A 25,032-nucleotide genomic window follows, 5' to 3' on the forward strand; every position below is an offset into this window, starting at 1 on the left:
CACCTTAATCCGGGATGACCAGGGTCCTCCCGACATCATTTTTTCCGGGGAAGCCGATTGCGTTGGCAATCTTGTTCAGCTCGGCAATTCTCCGCCATGCGCCCGGGTCCTTCAGCGCCTCGCCCGCAATCAGGTCCAAACGGTCCCCGCTTTTGACCACCCACAGCTTGCGGCAGGCGTTCAACCCCTTGTTATCCTCCACCACCTTGTCCGGCTCGTTGGTAATGAAGGTGACATCCAGGAGCGAACGAACAGGAACCCCGTTCTCCAGAAACATGGTAAATTTCTGTTCGATTCTGCTCAGCAGCCCCCGGTAGGTGAAGCCCCCCCAGACAAACATGCAGTCCGGGGGTTTCCTGGTATTCTTGCCGCTGACCTTGGGGTCCAGGAGAGAGGTGAGCTTAACGGTTTCCTTGCGGACATCCCTCCGCTGCTCGTACGTGTCATAGAACAAGGACACCTTAAATTCCGGCATTTCCGAAATTTGAAACTGCTTATTGTTTTGCTCCCCGGTGTATTTTCCTTCGAAGGAAACGGTATATTCATTGGGGTTGAACATCACCTCAATGGGACCGCCTCCCGTACCCACCGGGAAGATTTTCGCTTTTTCCGCCATTACCTCAACCCCCTGCGATCCTTTTGAATGCTCAGCCGTTTTTCCAGAACCTGAAAGACCTGCTCGGCCACCAGACGGATCTCATCGGCTTCCATAACAGTTTTCTGCTTGGGCGCCTGTGAAAATGCAGGCACAGCCGCCGGATAAACGGCGGTTTGGGGCTGCGTGTAAGACCCGCCCCGAGTAGGAGGGCACTCCCGCTGGGCTGCCGCTGCTTCGGGTCTGCGGTGAACCAGGCCGCTGTCCATGGGCAGCGCCGGAAGAGGCTCCTGCGGGACTGGTACCGCGCTTCGGTTCCGCTCATGCCGCAGCAGCAAGGATGGGGCTGCGGTGCGGTGACCTCCCGGTCCCTTGCGGGCAGGATACAGCATTTGGGGAGGAGGCTTGAATATGCTGCCTCCGTCCCCGGTTTCCTGCAGGCTTGGCTCGGCAGCCTGGAGATTACCGGTATACCCGGAATTAGTCCGGCCTCTACGCTTGCCCGGATGATAAGGGAATCCGGCGGTTTGCTGCGGCCGAGCGGACTGATCGGTTATGGGCCCCGTCTGTTCTCCGGCAGCGTTCACCACTGGACTCTTGCCGGGGGCGGGCCTGTGGACAGACATGGCAACCAACTGGCCGCCGCCCCAGAATTTCTCTGCTCCAGCCAGCATCTGGTTAAGTCCCTTGCCCACAACAAGCGTTAAGGGTAGGGACGGCTTGCCCACCCGAGCAGCAGCAGGATAAAAGGGATCTCCGGGAGGCACCGGATGGATTCTTGCGGGATTTCGGGTGCCGGAGCCGGAAGCTTGCCTTTTATCAGTTTCTGCAAGAACCGGTTCCCCCGGAGGCAGGGAGCTGCTAGTCCGCCCGTCCGGGGCAGACGCCCGTAATGCGGCCGACTGTGACTGTTTTAAACTGCCGACAGCCTGCATCTCCTCCCCATACCCGAAGGTCTGCAGCAAACGCATCTGATGATGAATCAAATGAAGGGGCTGCAGCATGTGCAGCTCCCGTAATGCTGCCATCCCCCCCGGATAGACAGGGGTCCCGGCTGCCTGCCCGGTCTGTCCTCTTCCGGAGGAGTCCGGTTCGGGCAGGCCGGAAAACCGCCGCCCCGGCTCGGGCTCATCCACATTCCGCATCACCGGGGTGCTATGCCCGTTTGCAGGAGGTCCGAAACCGGAACGCTCCCCTTGTCCAAACCAACCCGCCGTTGCGGCGGATGGCCCTTCAGCCTTGGAGGCAGGCTTATCCCCTTCCCTGCGACTTTCCTGTGGCATATATACCATGCTGCTGCGGTGCGTAATGGCAGCCGGACTGATCCGGTTCATCCGCACGATACGGTTGGTTATATACACCGGAGCAGACTGCTGTGTCAGCAGACGGGTTGTATAGACAGGATAATGGAGGTGAACCGCAGGGCCCGCCACTGCTCCCGCCTCCCGATGCTTTTCCTCGGGGGACGGCTCCTGAAACAGGAGCGGATTCAGCCGGAGTATCAAGGTGTGCAGGCGGCTCCGCCATCTGGCGATGCCGTATTTGCCCATGATTCTCCGGGCAAAATCCGGCTCCGGCCGGTAAACTTGAATCATCCGTATCATGTTATCTGTACCTGTAGAGCCCATTGTGGGTCAAAACCAGGCTTTGCACAGCAACAGCACTGCTGGATGCGCTGAAGGCCGGACCCTCCCACTTGATGGGGCATGCGTCGATAAAGTTCCACCACAGCTTGGGCGAGCCGCTGTGATCCAACAGACAGATGGAGCCGCTTCGCCGCCGGACCACGCCGTTTATCACATTTTGATACCAGTTCCACAAATAATCGTCGTTGGTCATGCCGTTCTTCAGCGTCAGATCCGAATATTTGGTTTGGGACAGGAATACAAACTCCTTGTGGTTCTCTCCGCCGAAGGTTTTCCGTTCCACCTGGGTTTCCACGCTTAAGCCGGAAACCTCGGAAAATCCGGCTACGGAGAGACCGTCAATCTCCACAATAAAATGATAAGCAAGATAGGGGTCCTCCCTGTAACCGGGAACCCAGTTCCGTTTCGCTGCGACATTCAGAATATTCTGCCCCATATTGTCCTCCTATGCCTCAAAAAAGCCCCTCTGGTCTTCCTCTCCATTGAGCTTTTGGTTAATCCTGCTGATTTCCTTGCACCAGCGCTCCCGTTCGGCATGCTCCAGATTCAGTACTGTCCGGTAATCCCAGTGCAGATAATAGGTTAAGAAGGCTACCTCCTCATAGAGGCGGTCGAGAGGGTAGCCGGCTATTCCCCCAGCGGCTCCATTTCAACGTCAAATTGCTGCTCGCACTTCGGGCACACGGCCTGGACCGCATTCACGCCGTTCTGGTTGATCCGGTTGTACATTTCCTGCAAATATGCAAAATCGGAGGTATACAGCTCCTCGATGACCCTGGGGGTAATCATCTTGAGCCCGCCCAGGCTGACCACCACCCGGGAGAGCAGAATCACCGTCAGATAGGCGGGGTTCTGCTGAACCCGGGAATCCCGGAGAGGCATAATCTCATCGGCTGCAGTAGCCAACCGCATGGTGCCTTGCTTGTGAAGCGTGCCCGTTTCATCCACATAACCCTTGGGCAGGGTAAAGCTGAATTCCGTTTGCAAAATATCCATATCCGCACCTCGCTCATACTCGCTTTTCATCGCTGGATCATACCCGCCATGCCGCAAACAACATCAAATTGAATGCGATAAACATACCCTTGTCTCATGTGCGGCGTATTTTATCCATTCAATTTGATGTTTGCTTGATGCTATGGAATGTTACTTCACCCGACGGACGCCTTCATGCACCAGCTCCATGGATTCCACGGAAACCTCATTGCCCTTGGCGCTAAGTGCGCTGACATCATATTTGATAGGCCAGGCTTCGAGAATGTCCCATTGGGCCTTGTCATTGCCTTCCTCATCCACCAGGATAATGGACAGACTCTTCCGGTTCTTAAGCGCACCCTTGTCCTCAATGGACTTGCGCCAATTGTACAGCTCCAGGGAATCGGTCAAGCCCTTCTTCAGGGTGATGTTGCCGAATTTGGTGAGGCCGGACAGCTTGCGGGAATGGGGAGCGTCAACACCCTCCCGGTAGTCAACTGCTTCTGTAGAGGTATCGGGAATGGTGGCATCCGCGAATGCGGCGGTTTGAATGCCGTCGATCACGACTCTGAAGCGGTAATTGCGGTAAGGATCCAATCTTTTGCCTGTTGCCATAGGATAGTTCTCCTCTCACTTCATTATTTGGACAGTGTTTTCTGGCTGACCCGGATCACGACGAACTCGGCAGGCTTCACCGGTGCTACTCCCACTTCAATGATCAATTGTCCTGCATCGCGGATGGCCGGAGGGTTGTTCTCCTCATCCACCTTCACGAAGAAGGCCTCCTCCTGGGTAGAGCCGTACAAAGCGCCGTCTCTCCAAACCCGGGTCAGGAATGCGGTCAGGTTGCGCTTGACCTTGCCCCAGAGGCTCGGATCGTTGGGCTCGAATACCACCCATTGGCTGCCTTCATCCAGGGATTCCTCGATGTACATCATGAGGCGCCGCACGTTGACATAGCTCCATTCGGAATCGGAGGACAGGGTTCTGGCTCCCCATACGCAGATGCCCTCCGGCAAGGAACGGATGACATTAATTCCGTGGGGATTCAGGAGCTCCTGCTCCGCCTTGGTCACAATCTTCTCGATGCCCACCACCGAATCCAGATAGCCGTCCGTTGTGCCGGCAGGCGCCTTGTGAACTCCGCGTACGGAATCGACGTAAGCGTAGGTTCCGGCGACGCCGCCGGAGGGAGGCACCAGCTTCTGCTTGCCGGTCAGCGGATCATTGATATACACCCATGGATAATACAGGGCGCCGTAAGAGGTATTGAAGGAGTTGCCCGCATAGCTGCCGGCTCCTTCCTTGAAGTCCTTTACCTCGGAGGGCGTTAAGCCGTGGGGCGGGTCCACCAGGAAGATGCAGTCTTTTCTTTGTTTGCAGTAGTTCAGCATATCCAGGATAGTGCCACGGCTGTATGCCATATCCGCAAGATCAGGTGCCGCCACAATATTGATGCCGTCGATGGTATCAAAGGCGTGAATACCGTCTCTGGTGGCAGCATCGCCAAGGAAATCCACCGGATTCATGCCGTTGACGCCGCCGCTGAGGGAAAGGGCGCTTTCGTTGAAGGCAGGTGTTTTTTCCATATTTTCCAGAATGGTCAGATCCACCAGAGGTGTAACCTTGACAAAGGCGGACACCTCATTGATCTTCTCCTCGAAGTTGATCAGCAGGAGATTATCGAATACCTCCACAATTTTGCCGTCCTCATCCCCGGCATATTCATCATCAAACTCGCTGTCCAGAAGATATTGGACCACCATCTTGAAGCCGAATTGCTGCTTGTTGGAGGAGGCGCTGAGCTTCACGGAGATCCGGTTGCCCCATTCCCCTTCGGAACGGGCGGAAACCTTGAACAGGTCGAAGCTGTCCGTATCCTTGATGACCAGTGCGGCCGGCTTAATATCCTTGGGCGCCGCTCTCACCACATAGCAGCTTGTGCCGCCTTCGGAGAAAAAATTATACACGGCATAAGCCAGATATCCGTTCGGGATAAATTGGCCGAATTCATTGATGAACTGGCTCCAGTTGGTCACCAGAACAGCCTTGCCGATGGTGCCCTTCTCCGCAATTCCGACGAATGCGCCTACCGATGTTCCCACACCGGCGATGGGCTTAATTCCACTGGATACTTCTTCCACATATACTCCCGGCGATAAATAGTTAGGCATCTCATATCCTCCTTGAAATAGCTGATTTTGTTGTCCCCCTCAAGCTTCCGGGGCGGTAATGCTGGACCAGGATGCTGCTTGGCATAAACAGAATATTTTGCATGAATCACTCCCTTCAAAAAAAAGGATGGCGGGGACCAGGGCGGGTTTGAAGACAGGCCCTAGATCGGACGGACTCCCAGCTCTCTGGCCAGAACCTTCGGGATGGTTATGGTCCTCTCGGCAGGCAGTCTCACCGGAGACACCAGATAGGACAGGCTTACCTTGGCCGGCTTTCCCGGGAAAACCTCCCACAGCTGCTTAATATCCTGAATGGTCAGGTTATTATAGGAAATGCGGATTTTGTCATTGCCGCACGCCGTCAGATTGCCCGCCAGGTCACTGCCGGATAACACCGGATGCTCATGAAACAGCTGGAAAATCCTTCCCAGGATCAGCTGCTCCGTCTCCCTGTCCTTGGCGTAGGGGGTCAAGAGGTAATACAGGTCCAGATAGGCCGGAGGGTAGCGGAATTCATCCGTTCCGCCAATCTCCTCCCGCTCGCTGTTGCGCATGCTGGGACTGTGACTCATGTAATACAGGCACATGGAGAGCCGCATGGTTGAGCTGTCAATATCGCTGGGGGAGCCGAAGCTGATATAGCTGTCGTCATTCAGCTCCGGAACATGGGCCTTCAAAAGCGCCTTCATGCTGTTGCTTACATCTCTTATTACCGTACCGGTATCTACAGCCACGGTTACACCTCCATTAGCTTGTCGTAAGGGTCATAATCCGTCTTCAAAAAGGTTTTGCCCTGCTTGATATATTCCCGCTTGGCCGCCAGCATGATATGCCTCATCCCGATGGGGGAGCCTTCATGAGCTGCGAAGAAGGCGGCATTCAGCGCTATATTTTTGATGCTGCCCCCTGCCAGATTCAGCTTGTCCGCCATAAAGGCATAATCCAGATTGGCGTCCAATGGCGCATCCTTGGGAAACATCCCCCGCCAGATGGCCTCCCGCTGCGGCTTTTCCGGGAACGGAAACTCGACTCGGGCATGCAATCTCCGGAGGAACGCCTCGTCCAGATTCTGGCTCAGATTCGTAGCCAGAATCACAATGCCGGTATATTCCTCCATCTTCTGCAGCAGGTAGCTGGTTTCCACGTTGGCATACCGGTCATGGGCATCCTTTACCTCCGTGCGTTTGCCGAACAGGGCATCCGCCTCATCAAAGAACAGAATGGCGTTGGAGGTTTCCGCCTCCTTGAAGATCCGGGACAGATTCTTCTCCGTTTCCCCGATGTACTTGCTGACAATCTGGGAAACATCGATCTTGTACAGCTCCAGACTCAGCTCACCGGCTATAACCTCTGCCGCCATGGTTTTCCCGACACCCGGCGGCCCGGCAAACATCACATTCATGCCCTTCCCCAACGACAGCCGCTTATCGAAGCCCCACCTGCCATATACCAGGGCGCGGTGCTTCATCTGCCGGCATATCTCCCGGAGCTGGTCTGTCTGATCAGTGGGAAGCACCAGCATGTCCCAGCTGTAGAAGGGCTTCACCTTGGTGGCCAGAGCTTGAAGGCTCCTGCCGGACTGGAGATAGCAGGACTCATAAAGCTCCTTTTCTCCGATGGGGGCAGGTGATCCGTCCAGGCTCTCTGCGGCGCCGCTTCCCTTCCACACCGCCAGATTTTCCCCGTTCCGCAATGCGGCGCGGATCTGCCCCGGTGTAAACCGGAACTTGTCCGTAAACTCCGTCAGGTCGATCTGGGGAAGAAGCGTATAATCCCGGCTGTAATGCTCCCACATGGTCAGGCGGTGTTGTTCATTGGGAGGCGTGAGGTCAATCTGGATGAAATTCATCTCCCGGTCGGGCAGCTGCTGGCTCCAGGAGGATTCCCCCACAATAAAAGCCAGCGGTGCACAGGAGCACAGCATCTCCAGCAGCGGCTTGATTCTTCGCCTGCTGCGATCACCTTCACCTTCGGCTGTCAGGGAATCAAAACCAACCAAGCATAATACAGTATCATCCAGAAGAGTATGCCGCCCAAGCAGGCCGAGCAGCTGGGTGTAATCGCCATCTAAGATCGGCAGGCTGTCCGTATTCACCATAAGGAGGGGACGCTCCAGGCTGATGCAGGCCGCCTTTATAGCATTTACGGCCTCCGCTCCGTCCGGGCCGCAGCAGTAAAACAGATGATGCGGGATGGTTTCCTTGGTGCTGTAATAGCGGACAAACCGGACGATGTCCTCTGCTGTACCGGCGAGTAAGGATGCGGCTGCAGGCTGAGGCTCCAGATGAGGGAAGCATAGTTCGGCAGCCTCTAGCAACCGTTCATCCAGCATCTGAAATCCGAGCAGATGATTGACCGTCCAGTTCTCCAGCTTCAACGGCTTGGCCAGGAGGGGAATCCGGCTGTCCTTCCACTCCCCTGCTGTATCCATCAGAACCCGCATCAGGGGAGAGGCTTTATCAAAAATCAGCCGCGCCGCCGCCCGTTCCTCCTCTGTTGACGTGAACAGCCGGAGCAGAATATCCACCGTTGGACTCCTGGAGGTGAGGTCATCCTGAAGATAGGCATACATGGCCTCGAACCTGCGGTCCAGCTCGGGAGCCAAACAAGCGATGAGGATGTCTTCCTCCAGCGGCTTCAGCTTCAGCTGCTGCGAGAGCCGGGGAAGGGGCAGCTTGATTCCCGATTGATGGCTTGCCTCCACTTTTTGCGCGATGCGCCTGGTGAGTCTGGCAAGCTCTTGGGAGAAATGACCGGCGTCCGTCTCCGGGGAAACTTCTGCCTCTCCCTCCGGGAAAGTCGGCAGATGTCCCTCAAGGAACGGCAGTGCCGGCAGCCCGTTTCCGGGAAAGGTTTTGTCCTCCAGCACCAGCTGAAGCCTTAGTCGAAGCTCCAGCCGCTCCAGCTCATCCGTCAGATGCTCCAGACTGGAGCGGTAACCCTCCACGGTTTCTGCCGCGGCAGGCACATTGCCCCCAACGAGGCTAAGCCTCGCGTTTCTTGCTGCTTTATCGTTTTTTTTCATGGCATCCGTCTTTCCTTGCCCTTCGTTTTTTCCTTCATCTATAAGTAAATGCTGGGGGGAGATGTACAACTGGGGGATGGGGAATGTTTGGGGGGAGGGGTTAGGGATGTAATTAGACATCGTAGTACAAGAAGAAGAAACTACGTACTGGTTTGGTTGATTGGCCATGGGACTTACGCAGAATGTAAAAGAGGCTGTCCGAAAAGCCCGTCCAAGTGAATACCGATTCAGCAGGAGCCACCAGGAGGGAGCTTCGGAATCGGTATGGATTCCATGTGACGGATTGGACAACCTTTGTTTGGCGTCAGAATTGATGTTCGAGCGCGTACGGACGGTATTGTGGGAGGTACTTTGAGCAAAATTGTGGGCGCATTGATGTAACGGAACTTAGCGGCTCTTAGCCGGAAAAATACGGCCCGTTTAGAATGTAACGGAACTCAGCCGCTCTTACAGCTCCATTTGTCTGCTTTTCTCCCACTCCTATGCCTCTAAGAGTCGGAGAGTTCCGTTAGAAAACTGCAGAGGGTAATTTTGCCGTTTAAGCGTCGCTGAGTTCCGTTAAACCTTCATTTGTTCCATACAATAAGGAAAAAGCTTCCTGTTTTGACATGATGCAGAATCACTGGATCGGCGTGAGGGAGATGTTGGACAAATGCGTTGAATACAGGGATGAGGCTGTCGACAAAACGTGTTTGAAGCTTCCAAGACAGACTTTTCCGGACGACTTCAAATGAAGTACGTTCAAAATCCTCAAGTTTCACAGAACCGTCTCGATTATCCACTACAACAATAAGTCCGTTGCCCTCAATTCCTAAGTGAATCCACTTCTTCGTCGAATGGTGTTTACTGACCTCAGTTACCAGATTGCTTGTTTCGATCATCTCTGACTTCGGCTTGGACTTGTCCGCAGTCTCTTCCGTGATATCTGGGCTTTTTCCTGCCAGCATAATATTCGCCCTTCATGGTTTTCCACAGCAGTTCGCTTCTCTTAGCACAAGCCCTACTTTTAACCTTTAACACAAAAAGGGCGCCCAGTAGTCAGTTTTCACTGGCCCTCCAGACAGCCCCATCTTATCTTGTATAGAAAAGTCTGCAAATATTATTTCTAAAATCACTTTAGGATAAACACTAGTCAACCCAGTAGCTAACTCCTTTATTTATCTCAGAGCCAATGGAACGTTGTTTTTCGTAATCATAATCGAGATAACCGTCGTGATCTAAAAAGTACACTCCACTTCTATAAAATTCAATAATTGTTTCAAAAAACTTTTGTGGAGAGCGACTATATTCAATTGGTTCGCCACTATCATTTGTTAGTACACAAATTGATTCCTCTCCTACAGCATTCTTAATGATGCAATAAAAATCACTAGAGTAATTAGTTAAAAAAGGAATAATATTATCTGATTCGTTTAGATAATCCTCAACTAGTATGTTTTTCACATTTTCTTTTTCCTTAGTGATTTCTGTTATATGGATTAATCGATATCCTGGTATAAAATCCATTAGCTCCTGTTGATTAATGTCTCTTCTCGTTCCAGAAACATGGTTATAAATTGATTTGAAAAATAATGGAATTTCATTTCCGGATCGTCCAAATGTTTCTTCCCAATTTTCTGCTCTCGTGCCTAAGGATTCTGAGTAGTTGGGTCTTAGTTTAGAAGATAAACTCAAACATTCCCTAAATAAACTTTCCAACATAGCATCACCTCATTATTTAATTTGCACATCAAAAGCATCAAGTTCTTTCATTTTATGTGCTCTGTAAAATGCTCCAAGAGCTCTGCCAGCAGCTTGGTTTTCTTCACTTTGTACAGGCTCGACATGAGCCCCTGCGCCTCCTTGCTTCGTGGATGCATATGGGAATTCATCATAATCGAAACCATCAGGAGGAGGACCCTTCAGCTTTCTTATTTCTTTTTGTGCATGATACCGATTTCTGTCAGCCTCATTCGGGCCACTTCCTTTTTGAAGATTTTTCAATGAGTGGCCTTTCTTTTGGGCATTATCTAACATCCTGGCATGGTTAGGATATTGAGCTCTTGAAATAACAAAAGCCGGTTTTTTAGTCTCATCTACATCTTTTAGATTTGTATAAATATCTGTGACCAGTTGTGCCGCCGTCTTTAATTCAGCATCACCCAATTTTCCATCTTTTTCAGACTCCAGATTTGAAATAATACTTTCCAATTTTTCCAACTTTTCTTTTATCATTTTTTTATTCTCTTCATCTTCTATATTCTCCACTTTAATCCAAAACCCTTTTATTTTTTTCCATAATTCTTCTTCATTACTCGCCATCATCACCACATTGCGGCTGCCCTTCTTTTCCACCCACAGCTTGTGGCTTTCGCTGCCGATGCTGAAGCGGACCATGAGACCGGAAACAGCTCCCTTGATCTTTTCCGCGCCTTTTAGGGCCAGCTCCTTGCCGGACTTCAGCAGATTCTTGCCGAAGGTAATGAGGCGGGTGTGGATGCCTCCCTTGACGGTGCCGACGAAGTCTCCTCCGCCCTTGGCATCTCCCTTCTTGCCGCCGCTGCCGGCGCCTGCCTTATTGCTCTTGCCTGCACCATCCTTGCCACTAGCAGCTCCGACACCTGCTAAACCTGCCAGGAGCTGAGTGCCGTTGCCCAGCACTGAGCCGGTTTGTTTCTCCGCATCGTCCACCAGACCTGAGGCTTCCTCTGTCACCTGATCGATGAGCCCACCTACCTTATTCACCGGCTGCTCCAGCGGCTTCATCAGGCTCTGGACGGGACTGGATTCCGCCACCTTGTTGATCAGCTTGTCGGCAAACGGAATATGCTTGCGCACCAGTTCCACAATGGAGGAGCCCGCTGCCGCTTCGATCCCCTTAAACACGGCCTTGATCAGCGCTGAGGGCGGGTGGGTGACGATAAAGTTCAGCACCATGTCTACCGCCTTGTTAGCCAAAAGCTTCATCAGCTGCGCCGGTTTGCCCAGGAGCATGACCTTCTCCTTGATGCTGCCCGCGGTTTCCGTTACTTTCCCCTTGATGCCCGAGAAGAAGCTGCCCGCCGCACTCTTCAGCTTTCCTGCCCCTTCATTCAGGGCCTCAGCCGGATTCTTCACGACCTCCATGGCTTGAACCGCTCCGGCGTAGATCATGGCAAAGGGGTTAAACCACGACTTGGTGGAGATGTTCATACCCGGCAAAGCCTTGTTGATGGCTCCGGCCACTTTGCCGTAGGTGCCCTTTAAGACCTTGAACACACCCTTCAGCAGCTGCAGAACCTTCATTAGCCCTTTTTCTTCCTTGCCGCCTGCCGATGCTTCCTTCTCCTTGTCTTCCTCCTCCTTGGCTGCGGGCAGAGACTTCAGCTCCCCGAACAGCCCCTTCACCAGATAACCGCCCATCCCCGCCGGACTCAGCAGCTGCTTCACATCCTGCACCTTCATGCTGCGCAGGGTGGTAACGAAGCTGAACACCGAACCTGCCTGACGGATCAGCTGCGGCAGGGTGGTGGCCAGCCACTTGATGATCTGCAGAAGGACACTGCCGCCTCCGGTAGCAAAAGCCAGCGCAATTTCCGCTGCGATTTGCGCTCCTTCCAGAAGTTTTCCAAAGATGGCCTTGAAATCGCCGTTTAGAAATTTGCTGATACCGTTTAAGACCTTGTTATACAGGGCTTGAACGCCGGCAAACAGCGTATCCAGCGACTTGGCCATAAAATTGAGTGCAGCGGTGACGCCCTTCTTGAGGGCTGCGGCCACCTTATTCACTGCTTGAACGGCCTTGTTGACCGTCTTGTCGATAAGCCCGGTTATTTTCTTGGCAATGCCCGGGAAACGGGCGAAAACCTTATTTACCAGCCCCTTCAGGACAGTGCCCAGCCCTTGAATGGCCTTGACGATCAGCTGGCGGCCCTTTTCGATAATACCCACGGCCAAAGCCTTGGCTTTATCGAAGATGCTCTTGACGGCCTTACGCAGCTGGGTAAAGAGGAAGTTCACGGCCTTCTTCAACCCGTCCAGAGCCTGCTGGGCCTTTTCCTTGGTCCAGTCCCATGCCTTCTGGAAGATATTCCGGTCCTTCTTCTCCCCGCCATCAGCGTCCTTCTGCTTCTTGTCGGCTTCCTTCTTGGTGGAGGTGTATTCCTTGTTGGCGTCCTTCTGGGCTTGGGAGAGGGTGGCCTTGACTTCCCCTTCCTTGTCCCGGCGGATGCCGTCGATATCCCGTTTCTTCTCCACTGCCGCCGCTTTGGATTCCCGGTCGAATTCCCCGGTGGACTGGTTGATCTCGCTTTGCCATTGTCCCCGGAGCCCCTTAACCTCCGACTTGGCCGCTTCCTGCTCTGTACGCTGGTTCTGTGCCGCCTCGGTTTTTAAGGTATTGATTTGGGAGGAGGTGTCATTCTTCGCCGACTCCACTCCGGCCTCGAAGGGCTCCTTGCCCTTCTGGTATTCGCCCTTGCGGTCGGCCATGAAGCTGCTTAGGGTGGAAGTTAGTGATGGGTTGATCCGGTCCGCCACCTCAGGCGGCAGGGCGGCTGCCCGCTTCATGGCAAAGGCGGGAGGTGTCACGGCCCGAATGGCCTTGTCGGCCCGAAGCACCGTCGGATCCGCCTTGGGCTGGATCTGGTTTTCACCGAAGTCCTGCTTGGTCTGATTCAGCTCGGTCTGCTTGGCGGCCTCCACATGGCGGGTAGCCTCGGACTGGAAGCCGTCGGCCTGAGACGGGTCTGCCTCTCCGGTCATGCTAATGCCGGGAGGGTTGGCTGCATAGCCCCGAGCCTGCTCCATAATTTGATCGGGATCCTCCTCAGCCTGAGAGCCTGTAGGGAAGTCCCGGAGCTGGCCAGTCTGCACGGCTCCGCCTTGCTTCTGGCTTTGGAAGCGGTCCATCCCCTTCGGCTGGGTCCGGGCTTGGATCGCAGCGGCGACTTTGGCGCTGAAACTTTGTCCGGCGGAATTGCCTGCAGGAAGTCCGGTGGGTGTAGGCACGGACGGGAGGACAGCCTGGGTTTTCTGGCGCTGCTTGTCCAGAGCACCCTTGGACACCGATACCGCCGAGCTAAAGGCGTTGACCATATCCGTAGGCGGCATCGTCCCGAGCTGCTGGAGAATGGCATCCGGGCTGTCCGCCTTAATGGCGATGGCCTTGGGCTTGGGTGGTTCCTTGCCCTTGGCTTCCGGTACCAAGCCGCTTGCTTCGGCTGCGGAACCGCCTGGTTTGGCGCTTTTGGCAGTTGCTGCAGGATCTGCTCCTGTCTGGGGCGCAGGCTGTGACCGGGCTTCTGCTGCTGCCCCGGCTGCCTCCTCCGCTTGAGCGGCATGCGGCACCTGCTCAGGGGCTTGTTCAGCCGCCCGTTCTGACGCAGGCGCAGGCTTGGCTGCTGCCTTATGCTCTGCTGCTGCCCTTGGCTCCGCTACTGCCTTAGGCTCTGCTTTATGCTCCAGTGCTGCCTTATGCTCCACTGCTGCCCGCTGATTCTGTGCGGCTGCCTTAGGCTCTGTTGACGCCTTTTCCGCCGCTGCCGGCTGCGGTTTCACCTGCAACGCCGGAGCCAGAGCCTTAACGGACTTTTGCAAACCCTTGGATGAAGCCGCTTTGTCTTCGGCCATCTCCTTCTTGGGCTGCTCCGCATTTGAAGGCTCCATCTGGCCAACAGCGGCCATTCCCTTCGATTGTTCCGCTTCCGGTGCATTCCCTAGAGGCGCCTGTTCAGACATACCGCCGGATGCAGCCTCCGGAGGAGCAGCGTCTTGCTTCTGCCCGGCCGTCTCCGGTTTCTCCTGCTCCTGCTCCTTCTTCTTGTCATCTTCCTGTACGGAGCGCTCCAGCTCCTTCAACTGCTCCTTCTTATCCGGCTGCTTCTGTTGTTTACTTTGGGCCAGCAGCATTTGTGTGCCTTGGTAGCCGATGGTTTTTATAAGCAGCGCATATTCCTCCCGGCTGACGTTCTCCGGGTTGGCTAATACACGGTCTGTCAGCTGCTTCAGCTCGGCCCGGGTTTTTACGGGCTCCTTTTGCGCCGTCTTCTTGGCCTGGGAGGCTTGAACAGAGCTGCTCTTGGCCGCAGAAGACGGCTCCGGTTGTTTGGCAACAGCCATCCTCGTTTGCATGTTTGATCACTCCCCTGTAAATAGACATTCACTATATAGGGTAAATACAGGGGGTAATTTACAGCCGGAATTGGGCGATTCCACAAAAAGAACATAGACCGCTATTCCTTCTCCCCGGCAAAAGAAAAACCACCCGAAGGTGGTTTAGACGGTTTGATTTGCACATAGCTACTCATGCTGCGGTTCCCGCCGCACCGCAGAACGATGTTTACTCATTCCTCCTCCGGCTGCCCGGAGGCTTTCCGCAGCTCCGTGGCCAGGCGGTGAAACTCGTCCTGCGCCTCGGCAATATCAACGGCGGCATAAGCCGCCTTGAGAAAACCAATGATCCTGTTGGCATCATCCTTCGCCAGCATATGCTCCTCCGGCTCCTCTCCGGCATCCCCGGCAGGGTGCGGGACAGCCGGCGGGTTTGTGCTCCACCAGCCCACATCGCCTTGCGCTTCATCCAGATCCACATTGATCCCGTGCATCGGTTTACCTAAGCCTGAAGGACCGTTGTCATACTGGTAAATATGAATGCCGCCGATCCTCCGTCCCTTGCTCCAGGCATAGGTTTGCCAAAAGCCGGAGCAGGCCTGTGCCGACATAACCGCTTCCACAATAGCCGCACTGCCGTACACGCCGGTCTGGTAATCCGGCGTTGCTTCGCTGGCCGCACGAATATATTCAACCACCGTTTTCATCTGGTCCGGCACCGCATCGAAATCCACTGCAAAGTAGATCCGGCTGCCCTTCGGCTGTCCCAACGACCGGGCGGTTTCGGCGGCGGTGACGCCGTCTGTCAGCCCGGCACTGCGGCCTCCAAGTGCGCGGCTGGCTGTTGTTTCATACACGGATACAATCTGCAGCCCCGCTGCAGTAACCGCCTCCGCCTCCTGCCTCGTCAGCCTCTTCCAGCCTGCAGGCACCACATACCGGCAAACAAATTCAAAGCCGTCCGCCCGGAAACGCTCCGCCACTGCTTGTGTCAAAGCTTGGGCACAATCAAATCCTTTTGCCATTTCCATCTGCCCTTTCTTTGTAGAGGCTTCTGCCCCTTACCCCAACATCACCTTCAGCAAAAGTCCGGCAGCTGCTATAAACAAACCCGCACTGCTAATGATCGTCCCAATCAGCCAACGCTGGCCTTCCGCCTGCTTGACTGCAAGCCTTGCCATTTCATCCCGGATCTCATCAATCCTCAGGTGGGCGGACTTACAGCTCTGCATCGACTCCAAAGCAATGTCCCGTGCGGAATTCATGATGTCCAGCTTGGTCTCTACGCGTGTCAAACGCTGCAATATTTCGTTCATTTCGTCTGGCATAAAGGCCCCCCAAAAATGGAGCTGGCTGTTACCGGCCACATTCTTCAGATGAGTTTCAAACGCTCTTTTGGGTTTAAAGATTAGATCCAAGCCACAGTGCCGGTCAGACAGCTGCGGCTTGGAATGGCCAATATTCCTAAGGCTCAATACCTGCAATCAACGTTCCGGAGGCATAAACGGTGATCTTATTCGTATCGGTATAGTCCGCTGCCGATACGTTATAGGAGTAATCATTCGTTTGAGTGTAATTGGACCAGCTGGTTTTCCAGAATCTGCTCTGAATCTGGACGGTTTCCCCGGGCTTCAGCTTACCTGCGCTGCTGGTGAAGCTGAATTCCAGGTAATAATCGCTGCCCGTTTTCACTGTTGTTTTCTGAAAGCTGCCTGTTACCAAGGTAGTAATATTCCGGTTCACCCCGGCTCCGGATACATTGGCATAATCAATGGCATATTCCTGACCTCTCTCCTCATCAATGGTGTAGTAATAACGGAGCTTGATAGCAGATAAGGAGATATCCTCGGTGCCAATGTTCTTCACGGATATTCGGGGTGCTATCGTATTTGTTGAAGCATACCGGTTGGAATTGTAGGACTGGACCTTTACAGCCTGAACAATCGTTACCTTCTGCACGGCTTTGGCCGAATTGCCGCTGGTATCTGTAGCGGTCCAGGTTACGTTTGTTACACCAACAGGGAACCCGTCCGCTGGAGCATCATTGGTTACGGTATACCCAAAGATATCCGTTACTACCGGTTGGCCAAGCGTCACCTTGGTTTTGGTGCCGGTGGCAGCAGCGGTTTTATCCGCAGGTGCGGTAATAACCGGCTTGGTCGTATCTACAACGGTAATATTCTGTACACCACTTGAACCATTGCCATTAGCGTCCGTAGCCGTCCAATTCACCTTTGTTAAGCCGAGAGGAAATACGGTTGGCGCATCATGGACTACCGTGACCGGGAAAATATCCGTGGCCGTGCTTTGGCCGATGGCAACAGGGGTTTTTACCGCTGTTGCTTCCACTGTTTTGTTGGCGGCAAGCGTAAGCACCGGCTTCGTCGTATCCACTACGGTAATGGTCTGCACACCTGTGGAAGCATTGCCGTTGACATCCACAGCCTGCCAGGTTACCTTGGTTTCGCCAAGAGAGAAAGCAGCAGGCGCATCGCTGCTCACCGTTACCGGGAAAATATCCGTGGCCGTGCTTTGGCCGATGGCAACAGGGGTTTTTACCGCTGTTGCTTCCACTGTTTTGTTGGCGGCAAGCGTAAGCACCGGCTTCGTCGTATCCACTACGGTAATAGTCTGCACACCTGTGGAAACATTGCCGTTGGCATCCACAGCCTTCCAGGTTACCTTGGTTTCGCCAAGGGAGAAAGCAGCGGGCGCATCACTTGTTACCGTTACCGGGAAAATATCCGTGGCCGTGCTTTGGCCGATGGCAACAGGGGTCTTCACCGCCGTTGCTTCCACTGTTTTGTTGGCGGCAAGCGTAAGCACCGGCTTCGTGGTATCCACTACGGTAATGGTTTGCACACCTGAGCTTTCATTGCCGTTGGCATCCACGGCCTTCCAGGTTACCTTGGTTTCGCCAAGGGAGAAGGCAGCAGGCGCATCACTGGTTACCGTTACCGGAAAAATATCTGTGGCGGTGGTTTGTCCAATGGCAACAGGGGTCTTCACTGCCGTTGCTTCCACTGTTTTGTTGGCGGCAAGCGTAAGCACAGGCTTCGTGGTATCCACTACGGTAATGGTTTGTACACCTGAGCTTTCATTGCCGTTTGCATCCACAGCCTTCCAGGTTACCTTGGTTTCCCCGAGCTTGTAAGCGGCCGGGGCATCGCTGGTCACCTTCACCTCATAAATATCTGTGGCGGTGGCCAATCCGATCTCTACCGGAGTATCCACTGCCGTTGCTTCTGCCGTTACATTCTCAGGCACAATCAGAACTGGAGCGGTGGTATCCACCACCGTAACCGTCTGCACACCTGTGCTTTCGTTGCCGTTGGCATCCACAGCCTTCCAGGTTACCTTGGTTTCACCCAGCTTGTAAACGGCCGGGGCATCGCTGGTCACCTTCACCTCATAAATATCCGTGGCCGTGGCCAGCCCGATTTCTACCGGGGTATCCACTGCTGTTGCTTCTGCCGTTACACTCTCGGGCACAGTCAGAACCGGAGCAGTGGTATCCACTACCGTAACCGTCTGCACACCTGTGCTTTCGTTGCCGTTGGCATCCACAGCCTTCCAGGTTACCTTGGTTTCACCCAGCTTGTAAACGGCCGGGGCATCGCTGGTCACCTTCACCTCATAAATATCCGTGGCCGTGGCTAATCCGATCTCTACCGGAGTATCCACTGCTGTTGCTTCTACTGTTTTGTTAGCAGGCAGTGTAAGTACCGGCTTCGTCGTATCCACAATGGTAATGGTCTGCACACCCGTAGATTCGTTGCCGTTTGCATCCACAGCCTTCCAGGTTACCTTGGTTTCACCCAGCCGATAAGCAGCCGGAGCATCACTGGTCACCGTCACCTCATAAATATCCGTGGCCGTGGCTAATCCAATCTCTACCGGAGTATCCACTGCTGTTGCTTCTACTGTTTTGTTAGCAGGCAGTGTAAGTACCGGCTTCGTCGTATCCACAATGGTAATGGTCTGCACACCCGTAGATTCGTTGCCGTTTGCATCCACAGCCTTCCAGGTTACCTTGGTTTCACCCAGCCGATAAGCAGCCGGAGCATCACTGGTCACCGTCACCTCATAAATATCCGTGGCCGTGGCCAATCCGATCTCTACCGGAGTATCCACTGCTGTTGCTTCTACTGTTTTGTTAGCAGGCACCGTCAGTACCGGTGCCGTCGTATCCACCACCGTCACCGTCTGCACGCCAGTGGAAACATTGCCGTTGGCATCCACGGCCTTCCACGTTACCTTCGTTTCCCCCAGCTTATAGGCGGCCGGGGCATCGCTGGTCACCTTCACCTCATAAATATCTGTGGCCGTGGCCAATCCGATTTCTACCGGAGTATCCAATGCCGCTGCTTCTGCGGTCACGTCTTCAGGCACCGTCAGAACCGGAGCCGTCGTATCCACCACCGTCACCGTCTGCACACCTGTAGAGACATTACCATTAGCGTCCACAGCCTTCCACGTTACCTTCGTTTCGCCCAACCGGAAAACAGCGGGAGCATCATGGGTCAATTCCACATGATAGATGTCCGCGGCACTGGCCTCACCAATCTCCACCGGAGTTTCCAGTGCTGTTGCCTCCACAGTTACAGGGTCCGGCAAGGTCAGTACCGGGGGAGTAGTATCCGTAATGGTGATGACCTGCACACCGGTGGTTACGTTGCCGTTCTCATCCTCCGCTGTCCAGGTTACTCTGGTTTCACCCAGGAGATACTTCTCCGGCGCATCATTCGTCACCGTAACCTCGAACAGATCTGTCGCTTCAGCCGAGCCAATGGAAACAGGGGTTTCCAGAGCGGCAGCCTCAACCACCATATCCTTCGGCAGCTTCAAGACGGGAGGAGTAGTGTCGACTACTGTAATATTTTGTTTATAGACAGAAGAATTGCGGTTTTCATCCGTAGCCGTCCAGGTGACGGCTGTTTGGCCCAGCGGGAAATCCGCCGGCGCATCGGAGATGACCCCAGTTACCCTGAAAATATCCGTGGCGGCAGGCGTTTCCAAACGGACAACCGTTCTCCGTCCTGCGGCTTCGACAGTCAGATCGGCGGGCTTCACAATGGCAGGAGCCGTCGTATCCACAACCGTTATGGTTTGCGTTTTGGTGGAGATATTGCCATTGGCGTCTGTGGCCTTCCAGGTGATAACCGTTTTGCCGAGAGGATAACGCTCTGGTGCGTTATTGGTTATTTTCACTTCAAAAATATCCGTGGCGGACGCCTTCCCGGTATCTACCACCGACATCACTGCCGTCGCCTCCGCTGTAATATCCTTCGGTACGGTTAATACTGGAGCGATCGTATCCTCTACCACTACCTTCTGCACCAGAATGGTCTTGTTGCCGTTGGCATCCAGCGCCGTCCACGTAACAGGAGTTGTGCCAACCGGGAAATCTGCAGGGGCATTATGGCTAAGCGTTACTGCAAAAATATCATCAGCTGTGGCTTCACCGATAATAACCGGCGTCCGGATGGCCGAAGCCTCCACTTTGACGTCTGCAGGAATATGAAGAACCGGAGCGGTTTTATCCGTTATCGTAACCTTCTGAATACCTAAGGCCACGTTCCCGCTGCTGTCCGTAACCAGCCACTTCACCTCTTTTGTTCCCACCGGGAAGTCATCCGGCGCATCATTGTCGATGGTTACCGGGAACAGGTCCGTTACCTTCGGCTGGCCAAGATCAACGGAGGTTCTTACAGCCGAAGCCTCCATTGTAATATCGGCCGGGACGGTCAAAACAGGCTTGGTGGTATCCACCACCTTCACGGTTTGGGTTCCGGAGGTGTGGTTGCCGTTGGCATCCACCGCCGTCCAGGTCACCAGCGTTTCTCCCAACGGGTAATCCGCCGGACCGTCATGGGTGAGGGTAACCGGGAAGATATCTGTGGCGACCGCATTCCCAAGCTCCACCTTGGTACGCAGAGCGGTTGCTTCCACCACCTTATTGCCCGGGAGCATCAGGAGAGGTTTGGTTGTGTCCATAATGGTCACATTCTGGATGCCCTCCGTTTTGTTGCCGTTCTCATCCAGAGCTGTCCAGGTAACCACCGTATTTCCTACAGGGAAACCATCCTTAGGCGCATTGCTGCTATAGGTGACCGGGAAGATATCCGATACCTCAACCTTGCCCAGATTGTCGATCCGGGTTTTGACAGCCGTTGCTTCCTGCCTGATATCCGCAGGTACAGTCAGAACCGGAGGGGTTTTATCCGTTACTTCAACGGTTTGGGTGGCGGCGGCCGTATTGCCGTTCTCATCTTCGGCCGTCCAGATAACCAATGTTTGGCCTACCGGAAAATCGGCGGGGGCATCATTGGACCATTCCACATCAAAAATATCCGTTGTCTCAGGCTCGCCAAGCTCAAGCTTCATTCTGCGGTCCGTGGCTTCCACCGTCATATTCTTGGGAATAACCAGGACGGGCGGTGTTGTATCTGTAACCGTAATGTGCTGAACCTCAATAATCTCATTACCGTTGGCATCCTGCGCCTTCCACTGTACGTCTGTTGTTCCTACCGGGAAGTCGGCGGGAGCATTATGGGTGACCGTCACCTCAAAAATATCATGGGCCTCCGCTTGTCCGATTTCCACCGGAGTTCTTCTTGCCGTTGCCTCCAGTGTAATTGCCTTCGGCACAATCAGCTTCGGCTTGGTGCTGTCGATAACCGTTACATTCTGTACGGCTGTAACCGAATTGCCGTTGGCATCCGTTGCCGTCCAGGTCACCGTTTTTTTGCCTATGGGGAAATCCTTGGGAGCATCATTAACCAAGATAACAGGGAAGATATCTGTTGCATTTGCTCCCGTCAAGACATAGGGTGTGCGAATGGCCGTCGCTTCCAGCACAATGTCGCCCTGCACCGTGATAACCGGCTTGGTGGTGTCCTTTACCGTAATTTTTTGAACCTGGGAGGACATGTTCCCAACCGGGTCCACCGCCTTCCATACGACAGAGGTTGTGCCGATGGGAAAGTCGGCCGGTGCGTCGTTGGTGATGACAACGTCCGGTACAGAGATGTCCTGAACCGTTGCGGTTCCAATGGTCACAGGGGTCCGTACTGCTGTTGCTTCAAGCGTGATATCCGCAGGAGCCTTCAGCACCGGCACCGTCTTGTCGATTTTCACCTGTTGAATTTGTTCAAGGGACCTATTCCCTGCCAGGTCTACCGCCCAAAAGGTGACAGGTGTAATCCCTTCCGCCTGTATGGCGAAGGAAGCCGCAGCTCCCGCTGCTATTTGCTCCTGCCCGTTCGTACCGATTTTATAATGGATTTCCTTCACTCCCGAGCTGGTGTCGGAAGCGGTTAACGTCACGGTTACATCCGTATTGTTCCAGCCCTTTTCATTAGCAACAGGACTTTGAGCAGCGGAAACGGCCGGACCGTTTTTATCTATTTTGACAGTCAAGGTTTGGGGAGCTTCCTCATTCCCGGTTTTGTCCACCGCCCAATAGGTAACAGCAGTGGTTCCTTCCGGAGTGACCTGGACGGCAGCAGCGCCGCCATGCACCTGGACACGCTCCTGCTCTCCAATCTTATAGAAGATGGTTTCCACACCCGACAAGGAATCCTCTGCATTCAATTGAAGGATAACCGTATCATGGTTCCAGCCGTCGGGGGCTGCACCTGCTGCGGCTGCCACTGTATGGGGGGGGCTCCTATCAATGTTAATGGGGCCGAAGGTAACCGTTGAGGAATGATTGGCATCATTGTCGCCGGATGCCGCACTGTCGATGGCCTTGCCCGTCGCCGTCTGTCCTGCCCCTTCCTGTTGAAACACCTGATCAGGCGTACAGAAACGAATAGCTGATAACGTATCTGCTGCCGTATAATGCACCGTTACCGGGCGGTTGGTCCAAGTGCCCGCAATATAGGGCGTCCCGTCATCACGTTGGGCACTGGCGGTTATGATCGGGGGGGTTGTGTCCAGTATATTCGCCCCTACCGATCCAACCTCCACCTGGAAGGTTACCGGCTGCAAACCCGCTACAGTGGCCGTTACATGCATGGTCTTGATCACACCGGTGCTTTTGGAGTAGACCTGATATCCCTCTCCTGCATAGCCAGCATAGGTGTTGGCCGCAGAGGCAATGCCGTTCGCATCTGTGGCTGTCGTAACATAAGTACTGTTCAGGCCTCTCATTACAGCGGTAATAATGCTGTCCTGGGATACCTGAAAGGTGACCGGAATGCCCGGAAGCGGGTTTCCGGCCGGATCCTTGACCGCTATGATTTGCGGAAGCATAAATCCGCGTCCTCCCGGCACGACTGCCGAAGCCTGGGACAGCTTGATCTGCTGGAGCAGCGGAGATACAGGCTGTATTGTCCCTTCCACCGGGCTCATGGCCATAAGCCCCCATTTGCCCGCTCCCCTTCCTACATTGTCCATAATCACTCCCAGCGTATCATCCCAGCCATACACAGAACCGGTCACACTTCCCTTAACTGGTTGAATAACCGGCTCCTGTCCATACACGGTACCGGTTACACTCCCGGCTTCCTCTGCAGCAGGACCTGCAGTGAATAACGGGGTGGAGCCGGAAGCGACTGCAACAGGAATCAGCAGCAAAATGACCAGGAATAAGCCTGTCCATTTCAGCCACCGCCCTTTACCGCTTCGCACTTGATCACGTGCTGAATAATCTTTCATTGGCATAAACCTCCTTTTATTATCAAAGGTAAAATCAGCCTCCGTTTTACAACTTCCCGTATTGCCCCTTTATTTGATCCGATTCACATAAAATTCGATCTTGCTATCAAGCCAGGCATCCACATCTTCATATACAAGCTTCAGCCCTTCCCTGGCCGCATTCCCGATGATTCCAGCCGCCAGCTCCTTCGCCATCCGGAAGGATTGAGCCATCGCCTCTTCATCGAAGGTGCCTTCCTTTTTTAACGCTTCAACAAAGGTTTGATTGACAGAAATAACAGCAGATTCAATGGCATTCTCGGCAAGGCTCAAATAGTTCCGGGCACGCTCTTGGCCTATATTTTGCTCCAGCTGTGCGATTCTGCGTTTCAACAGCGTAATTATGTATTTGGTTAATATACCAAATAAAGGAATAATTACAGCTGTAAGGATGGCCTCCATCCATTCAGGTGTCAGATAATCCTTCATGCTTTTCCTCCTTTCGAACCAAAAGAAATATGGATTATTTTAGGTCTTTTTGTCATTTTATCAATCTTTATCTCATTCTTTTGTTCATAATATATATATTAGCAATTTTACTTCCCTCCCTATCCATATGACTTCTATATAGAGATGGTGCTTTCCGCACGGTTTTCACAACTTTTTTCAATATGCTGGAAAAAATATTTAATATGTTTACTGGTTGTGTAATTTATGGCTATTTTTACTTTGTTTATAAGGGGATTAAAGGGTTATATTCACTATTTTTCCTTATATTTGGTTAAGCTCACCCATATAAGTTAATAGAAGCGATGCCGGGGGAGAATGTACGGGAGGGGGGAGTAATCTGTCGTGTATTTGTAACAGGATATGTTCATAACCGCTAAAACCGGCTTTACACATTTACAGCTCTTCAGACAATATTCCTTGCTCTTATCCCTTCTAGATGGAGGAATCCTAAATGATTACTTGCGATGAAACCCTTGATGCCGTATCCGTTGAAACGTGCAGGCAGCTTTTGAAGCGGGCAGCCTGGAGAATCCAGTACAAAACCCGCATGCAGCAGGTAAGGGAATGCAATCCTCTCTACGATAACCAGTTTTTTGATAACAGCTTTGAGAAGATGGTGTTATCGGAGATCTATGTGGAAGAGCTTCTTGATGTCATCCCTTGGGAAAAATGCAGATATATTGTCAAGCGAACCATTATCGAGGGAATATCGGAGCGGCATGTAGCGGCAGACTTAAATATGACCCAACAGGGGGTTAGCAAATGGAAGAAGAAGGGGTTAGAAATTCTGAAGCAGCACCTCATCCTTTCTATCAAACAGTAAAAAAAGCCCAGGGCGGAGACAAAAAATCCATGGAAGAGATCCTGGACCTGTTTGCCGATGATATCGAGTACTTATCCAAATTCATTATGCTGCCCAAGGAAGAAGCCGTTCAGACCCTAAAGACCGAGCTCATCCATATCGTTTACGAGCAGCTGTAAACCCAAATCAAAATAGGGCTGTCCGGCAGTCAGCATTTCCGCTGACTTTCCGGACAGCCCTTTCATAAGCTTGCACTTCCCTCCTCCCCCAAGTCAATCAGATGAAGGGGAACCAGCAGGGTTTTCACATTCCCCCAAGCTTCAATGTAGATATCCCCGGCCCGCAGGAGTCTGAGCGCATAATGATCCTGCCCGATGGAAAGCACCGTCCATTTATACTCCGCGCACATCACCAAACCGGGGCTCATTCTCCAAATAACGCTGCAGGTATTGCTCCACCGTATACCGTTCCTGATAACCTATTGCATCCCGGGATACATCCAATAAATCACGGCGGGATACGGAGTAAACAAACAGCCCGTCTGTAGATTGGGTGAGGAGAATAATCTTTATCCTGATGACAAAAACGCCCGC

Annotated in this window: 19 protein-coding genes; 2 read left to right on the top strand and 17 right to left on the bottom strand. The window is 53.4% G+C overall.

What is annotated here, in order from left to right; genetic code table 11:
• Positions 1-4: 4 nt before the first annotated feature.
• The 16 genes from ACI1P1_RS02710 to ACI1P1_RS02785 form a co-directional block, all read right to left on the bottom strand.
• A complete protein-coding gene (locus tag ACI1P1_RS02710; RefSeq protein ID WP_416214825.1) occupies positions 5-616 on the bottom strand; it encodes a CIS tube protein in 612 nt (203 codons plus the stop codon).
• Positions 616-2,199 carry a hypothetical protein gene (locus tag ACI1P1_RS02715; RefSeq protein WP_416214826.1) on the bottom strand — a complete coding sequence of 528 codons (1,584 nt, stop codon included), beginning with the start codon at positions 2,197-2,199 and terminating at the stop codon, positions 616-618. The genes ACI1P1_RS02710 and ACI1P1_RS02715 overlap by 1 nt, the downstream gene beginning before the upstream one ends.
• Position 2,200: 1 nt before the next feature.
• The gene (locus ACI1P1_RS02720; RefSeq protein WP_416214827.1) at positions 2,201-2,677 is read right to left on the bottom strand and encodes a phage tail protein; all 477 of its coding nucleotides are present in this window, start codon (positions 2,675-2,677) and stop codon (positions 2,201-2,203) included.
• 9 nt (positions 2,678-2,686) lie between these two features.
• Entirely contained in the window at positions 2,687-2,872 is a 186-nt protein-coding gene (locus ACI1P1_RS02725; protein ID WP_416215168.1) for a DUF6760 family protein, read from the bottom strand.
• Positions 2,869-3,237 carry a hypothetical protein gene (locus tag ACI1P1_RS02730; RefSeq protein ID WP_416214828.1) on the bottom strand — a complete coding sequence of 123 codons (369 nt, stop codon included), beginning with the start codon at positions 3,235-3,237 and terminating at the stop codon, positions 2,869-2,871. Before ACI1P1_RS02730 ends, ACI1P1_RS02725 begins: the two co-directional genes overlap by 4 nt.
• A 150-nt stretch (positions 3,238-3,387) precedes the next feature.
• Positions 3,388-3,831, bottom strand: a complete 444-nt coding sequence (locus ACI1P1_RS02735) for a phage tail protein (protein ID WP_416214829.1) — start codon at positions 3,829-3,831, stop codon at positions 3,388-3,390.
• Positions 3,832-3,854: 23 nt separating this feature from the next.
• Positions 3,855-5,390, bottom strand: a complete 1,536-nt coding sequence (locus ACI1P1_RS02740; protein ID WP_416214830.1) for a phage tail sheath family protein — start codon at positions 5,388-5,390, stop codon at positions 3,855-3,857.
• A 161-nt stretch (positions 5,391-5,551) separates the two neighbouring features.
• Entirely contained in the window at positions 5,552-6,124 is a 573-nt protein-coding gene (locus ACI1P1_RS02745; protein ID WP_416214831.1) for a Pvc16 family protein, read from the bottom strand.
• Between the two features lie 2 nt (positions 6,125-6,126).
• Positions 6,127-8,415: an AAA family ATPase gene (locus ACI1P1_RS02750; RefSeq protein ID WP_416214832.1), complete on the bottom strand. Its 2,289-nt coding sequence runs from the start codon at positions 8,413-8,415 to the stop codon at positions 6,127-6,129.
• Positions 8,416-8,981: 566 nt separating this feature from the next.
• Positions 8,982-9,362 carry a hypothetical protein gene (locus ACI1P1_RS02755; protein ID WP_416214833.1) on the bottom strand — a complete coding sequence of 127 codons (381 nt, stop codon included), beginning with the start codon at positions 9,360-9,362 and terminating at the stop codon, positions 8,982-8,984.
• Positions 9,363-9,543: 181 nt separating this feature from the next.
• Positions 9,544-10,116 carry a hypothetical protein gene (locus ACI1P1_RS02760; protein ID WP_416214834.1) on the bottom strand — a complete coding sequence of 191 codons (573 nt, stop codon included), beginning with the start codon at positions 10,114-10,116 and terminating at the stop codon, positions 9,544-9,546.
• A gap of 12 nt (positions 10,117-10,128) precedes the next feature.
• Complete coding sequence (locus ACI1P1_RS02765) at positions 10,129-14,505, bottom strand: NucA/NucB deoxyribonuclease domain-containing protein (protein ID WP_416214835.1); 4,377 nt, start codon at positions 14,503-14,505, stop codon at positions 10,129-10,131.
• Between the two features lie 212 nt (positions 14,506-14,717).
• On the bottom strand, positions 14,718-15,509 hold the full coding sequence (locus ACI1P1_RS02770) for a DUF1906 domain-containing protein (protein ID WP_416214836.1): 792 nt from the start codon (positions 15,507-15,509) through the stop codon (positions 14,718-14,720).
• A 36-nt stretch (positions 15,510-15,545) separates the two neighbouring features.
• On the bottom strand, positions 15,546-15,812 hold the full coding sequence (locus ACI1P1_RS02775; protein WP_416214837.1) for a hemolysin XhlA: 267 nt from the start codon (positions 15,810-15,812) through the stop codon (positions 15,546-15,548).
• Positions 15,813-15,948: 136 nt separating this feature from the next.
• Complete coding sequence (locus ACI1P1_RS02780) at positions 15,949-23,148, bottom strand: HYR domain-containing protein (RefSeq protein ID WP_416214838.1); 7,200 nt, start codon at positions 23,146-23,148, stop codon at positions 15,949-15,951.
• 69 nt (positions 23,149-23,217) lie between these two features.
• Positions 23,218-23,616: a hypothetical protein gene (locus ACI1P1_RS02785; protein WP_416214839.1), complete on the bottom strand. Its 399-nt coding sequence runs from the start codon at positions 23,614-23,616 to the stop codon at positions 23,218-23,220.
• 472 nt (positions 23,617-24,088) lie between these two features.
• On the opposite strand from ACI1P1_RS02785, the gene ACI1P1_RS02790 reads away from it, so the two are divergent.
• Together ACI1P1_RS02790 and ACI1P1_RS02795 are read left to right on the top strand one after the other, a co-directional pair.
• Positions 24,089-24,460 (top strand): sigma-70 RNA polymerase sigma factor region 4 domain-containing protein, encoded by a 372-nt coding sequence (locus ACI1P1_RS02790; protein WP_416214840.1) that lies wholly within the window; start codon positions 24,089-24,091, stop codon positions 24,458-24,460.
• Between the two features lie 29 nt (positions 24,461-24,489).
• Positions 24,490-24,618, top strand: a complete 129-nt coding sequence (locus ACI1P1_RS02795; protein WP_416214841.1) for a hypothetical protein — start codon at positions 24,490-24,492, stop codon at positions 24,616-24,618.
• Between the two features lie 62 nt (positions 24,619-24,680).
• On the opposite strand, the gene ACI1P1_RS02800 is transcribed toward ACI1P1_RS02795, so the two are convergent.
• Complete coding sequence (locus tag ACI1P1_RS02800; protein ID WP_416214842.1) at positions 24,681-24,866, bottom strand: hypothetical protein; 186 nt, start codon at positions 24,864-24,866, stop codon at positions 24,681-24,683.
• Positions 24,867-25,032: the final 166 nt, after the last annotated feature.

It is taken from the genome of Paenibacillus mesotrionivorans (assembly GCF_046098205.1).
Taxonomy (GTDB): domain Bacteria; phylum Bacillota; class Bacilli; order Paenibacillales; family NBRC-103111; genus Paenibacillus_AR; species Paenibacillus_AR mesotrionivorans.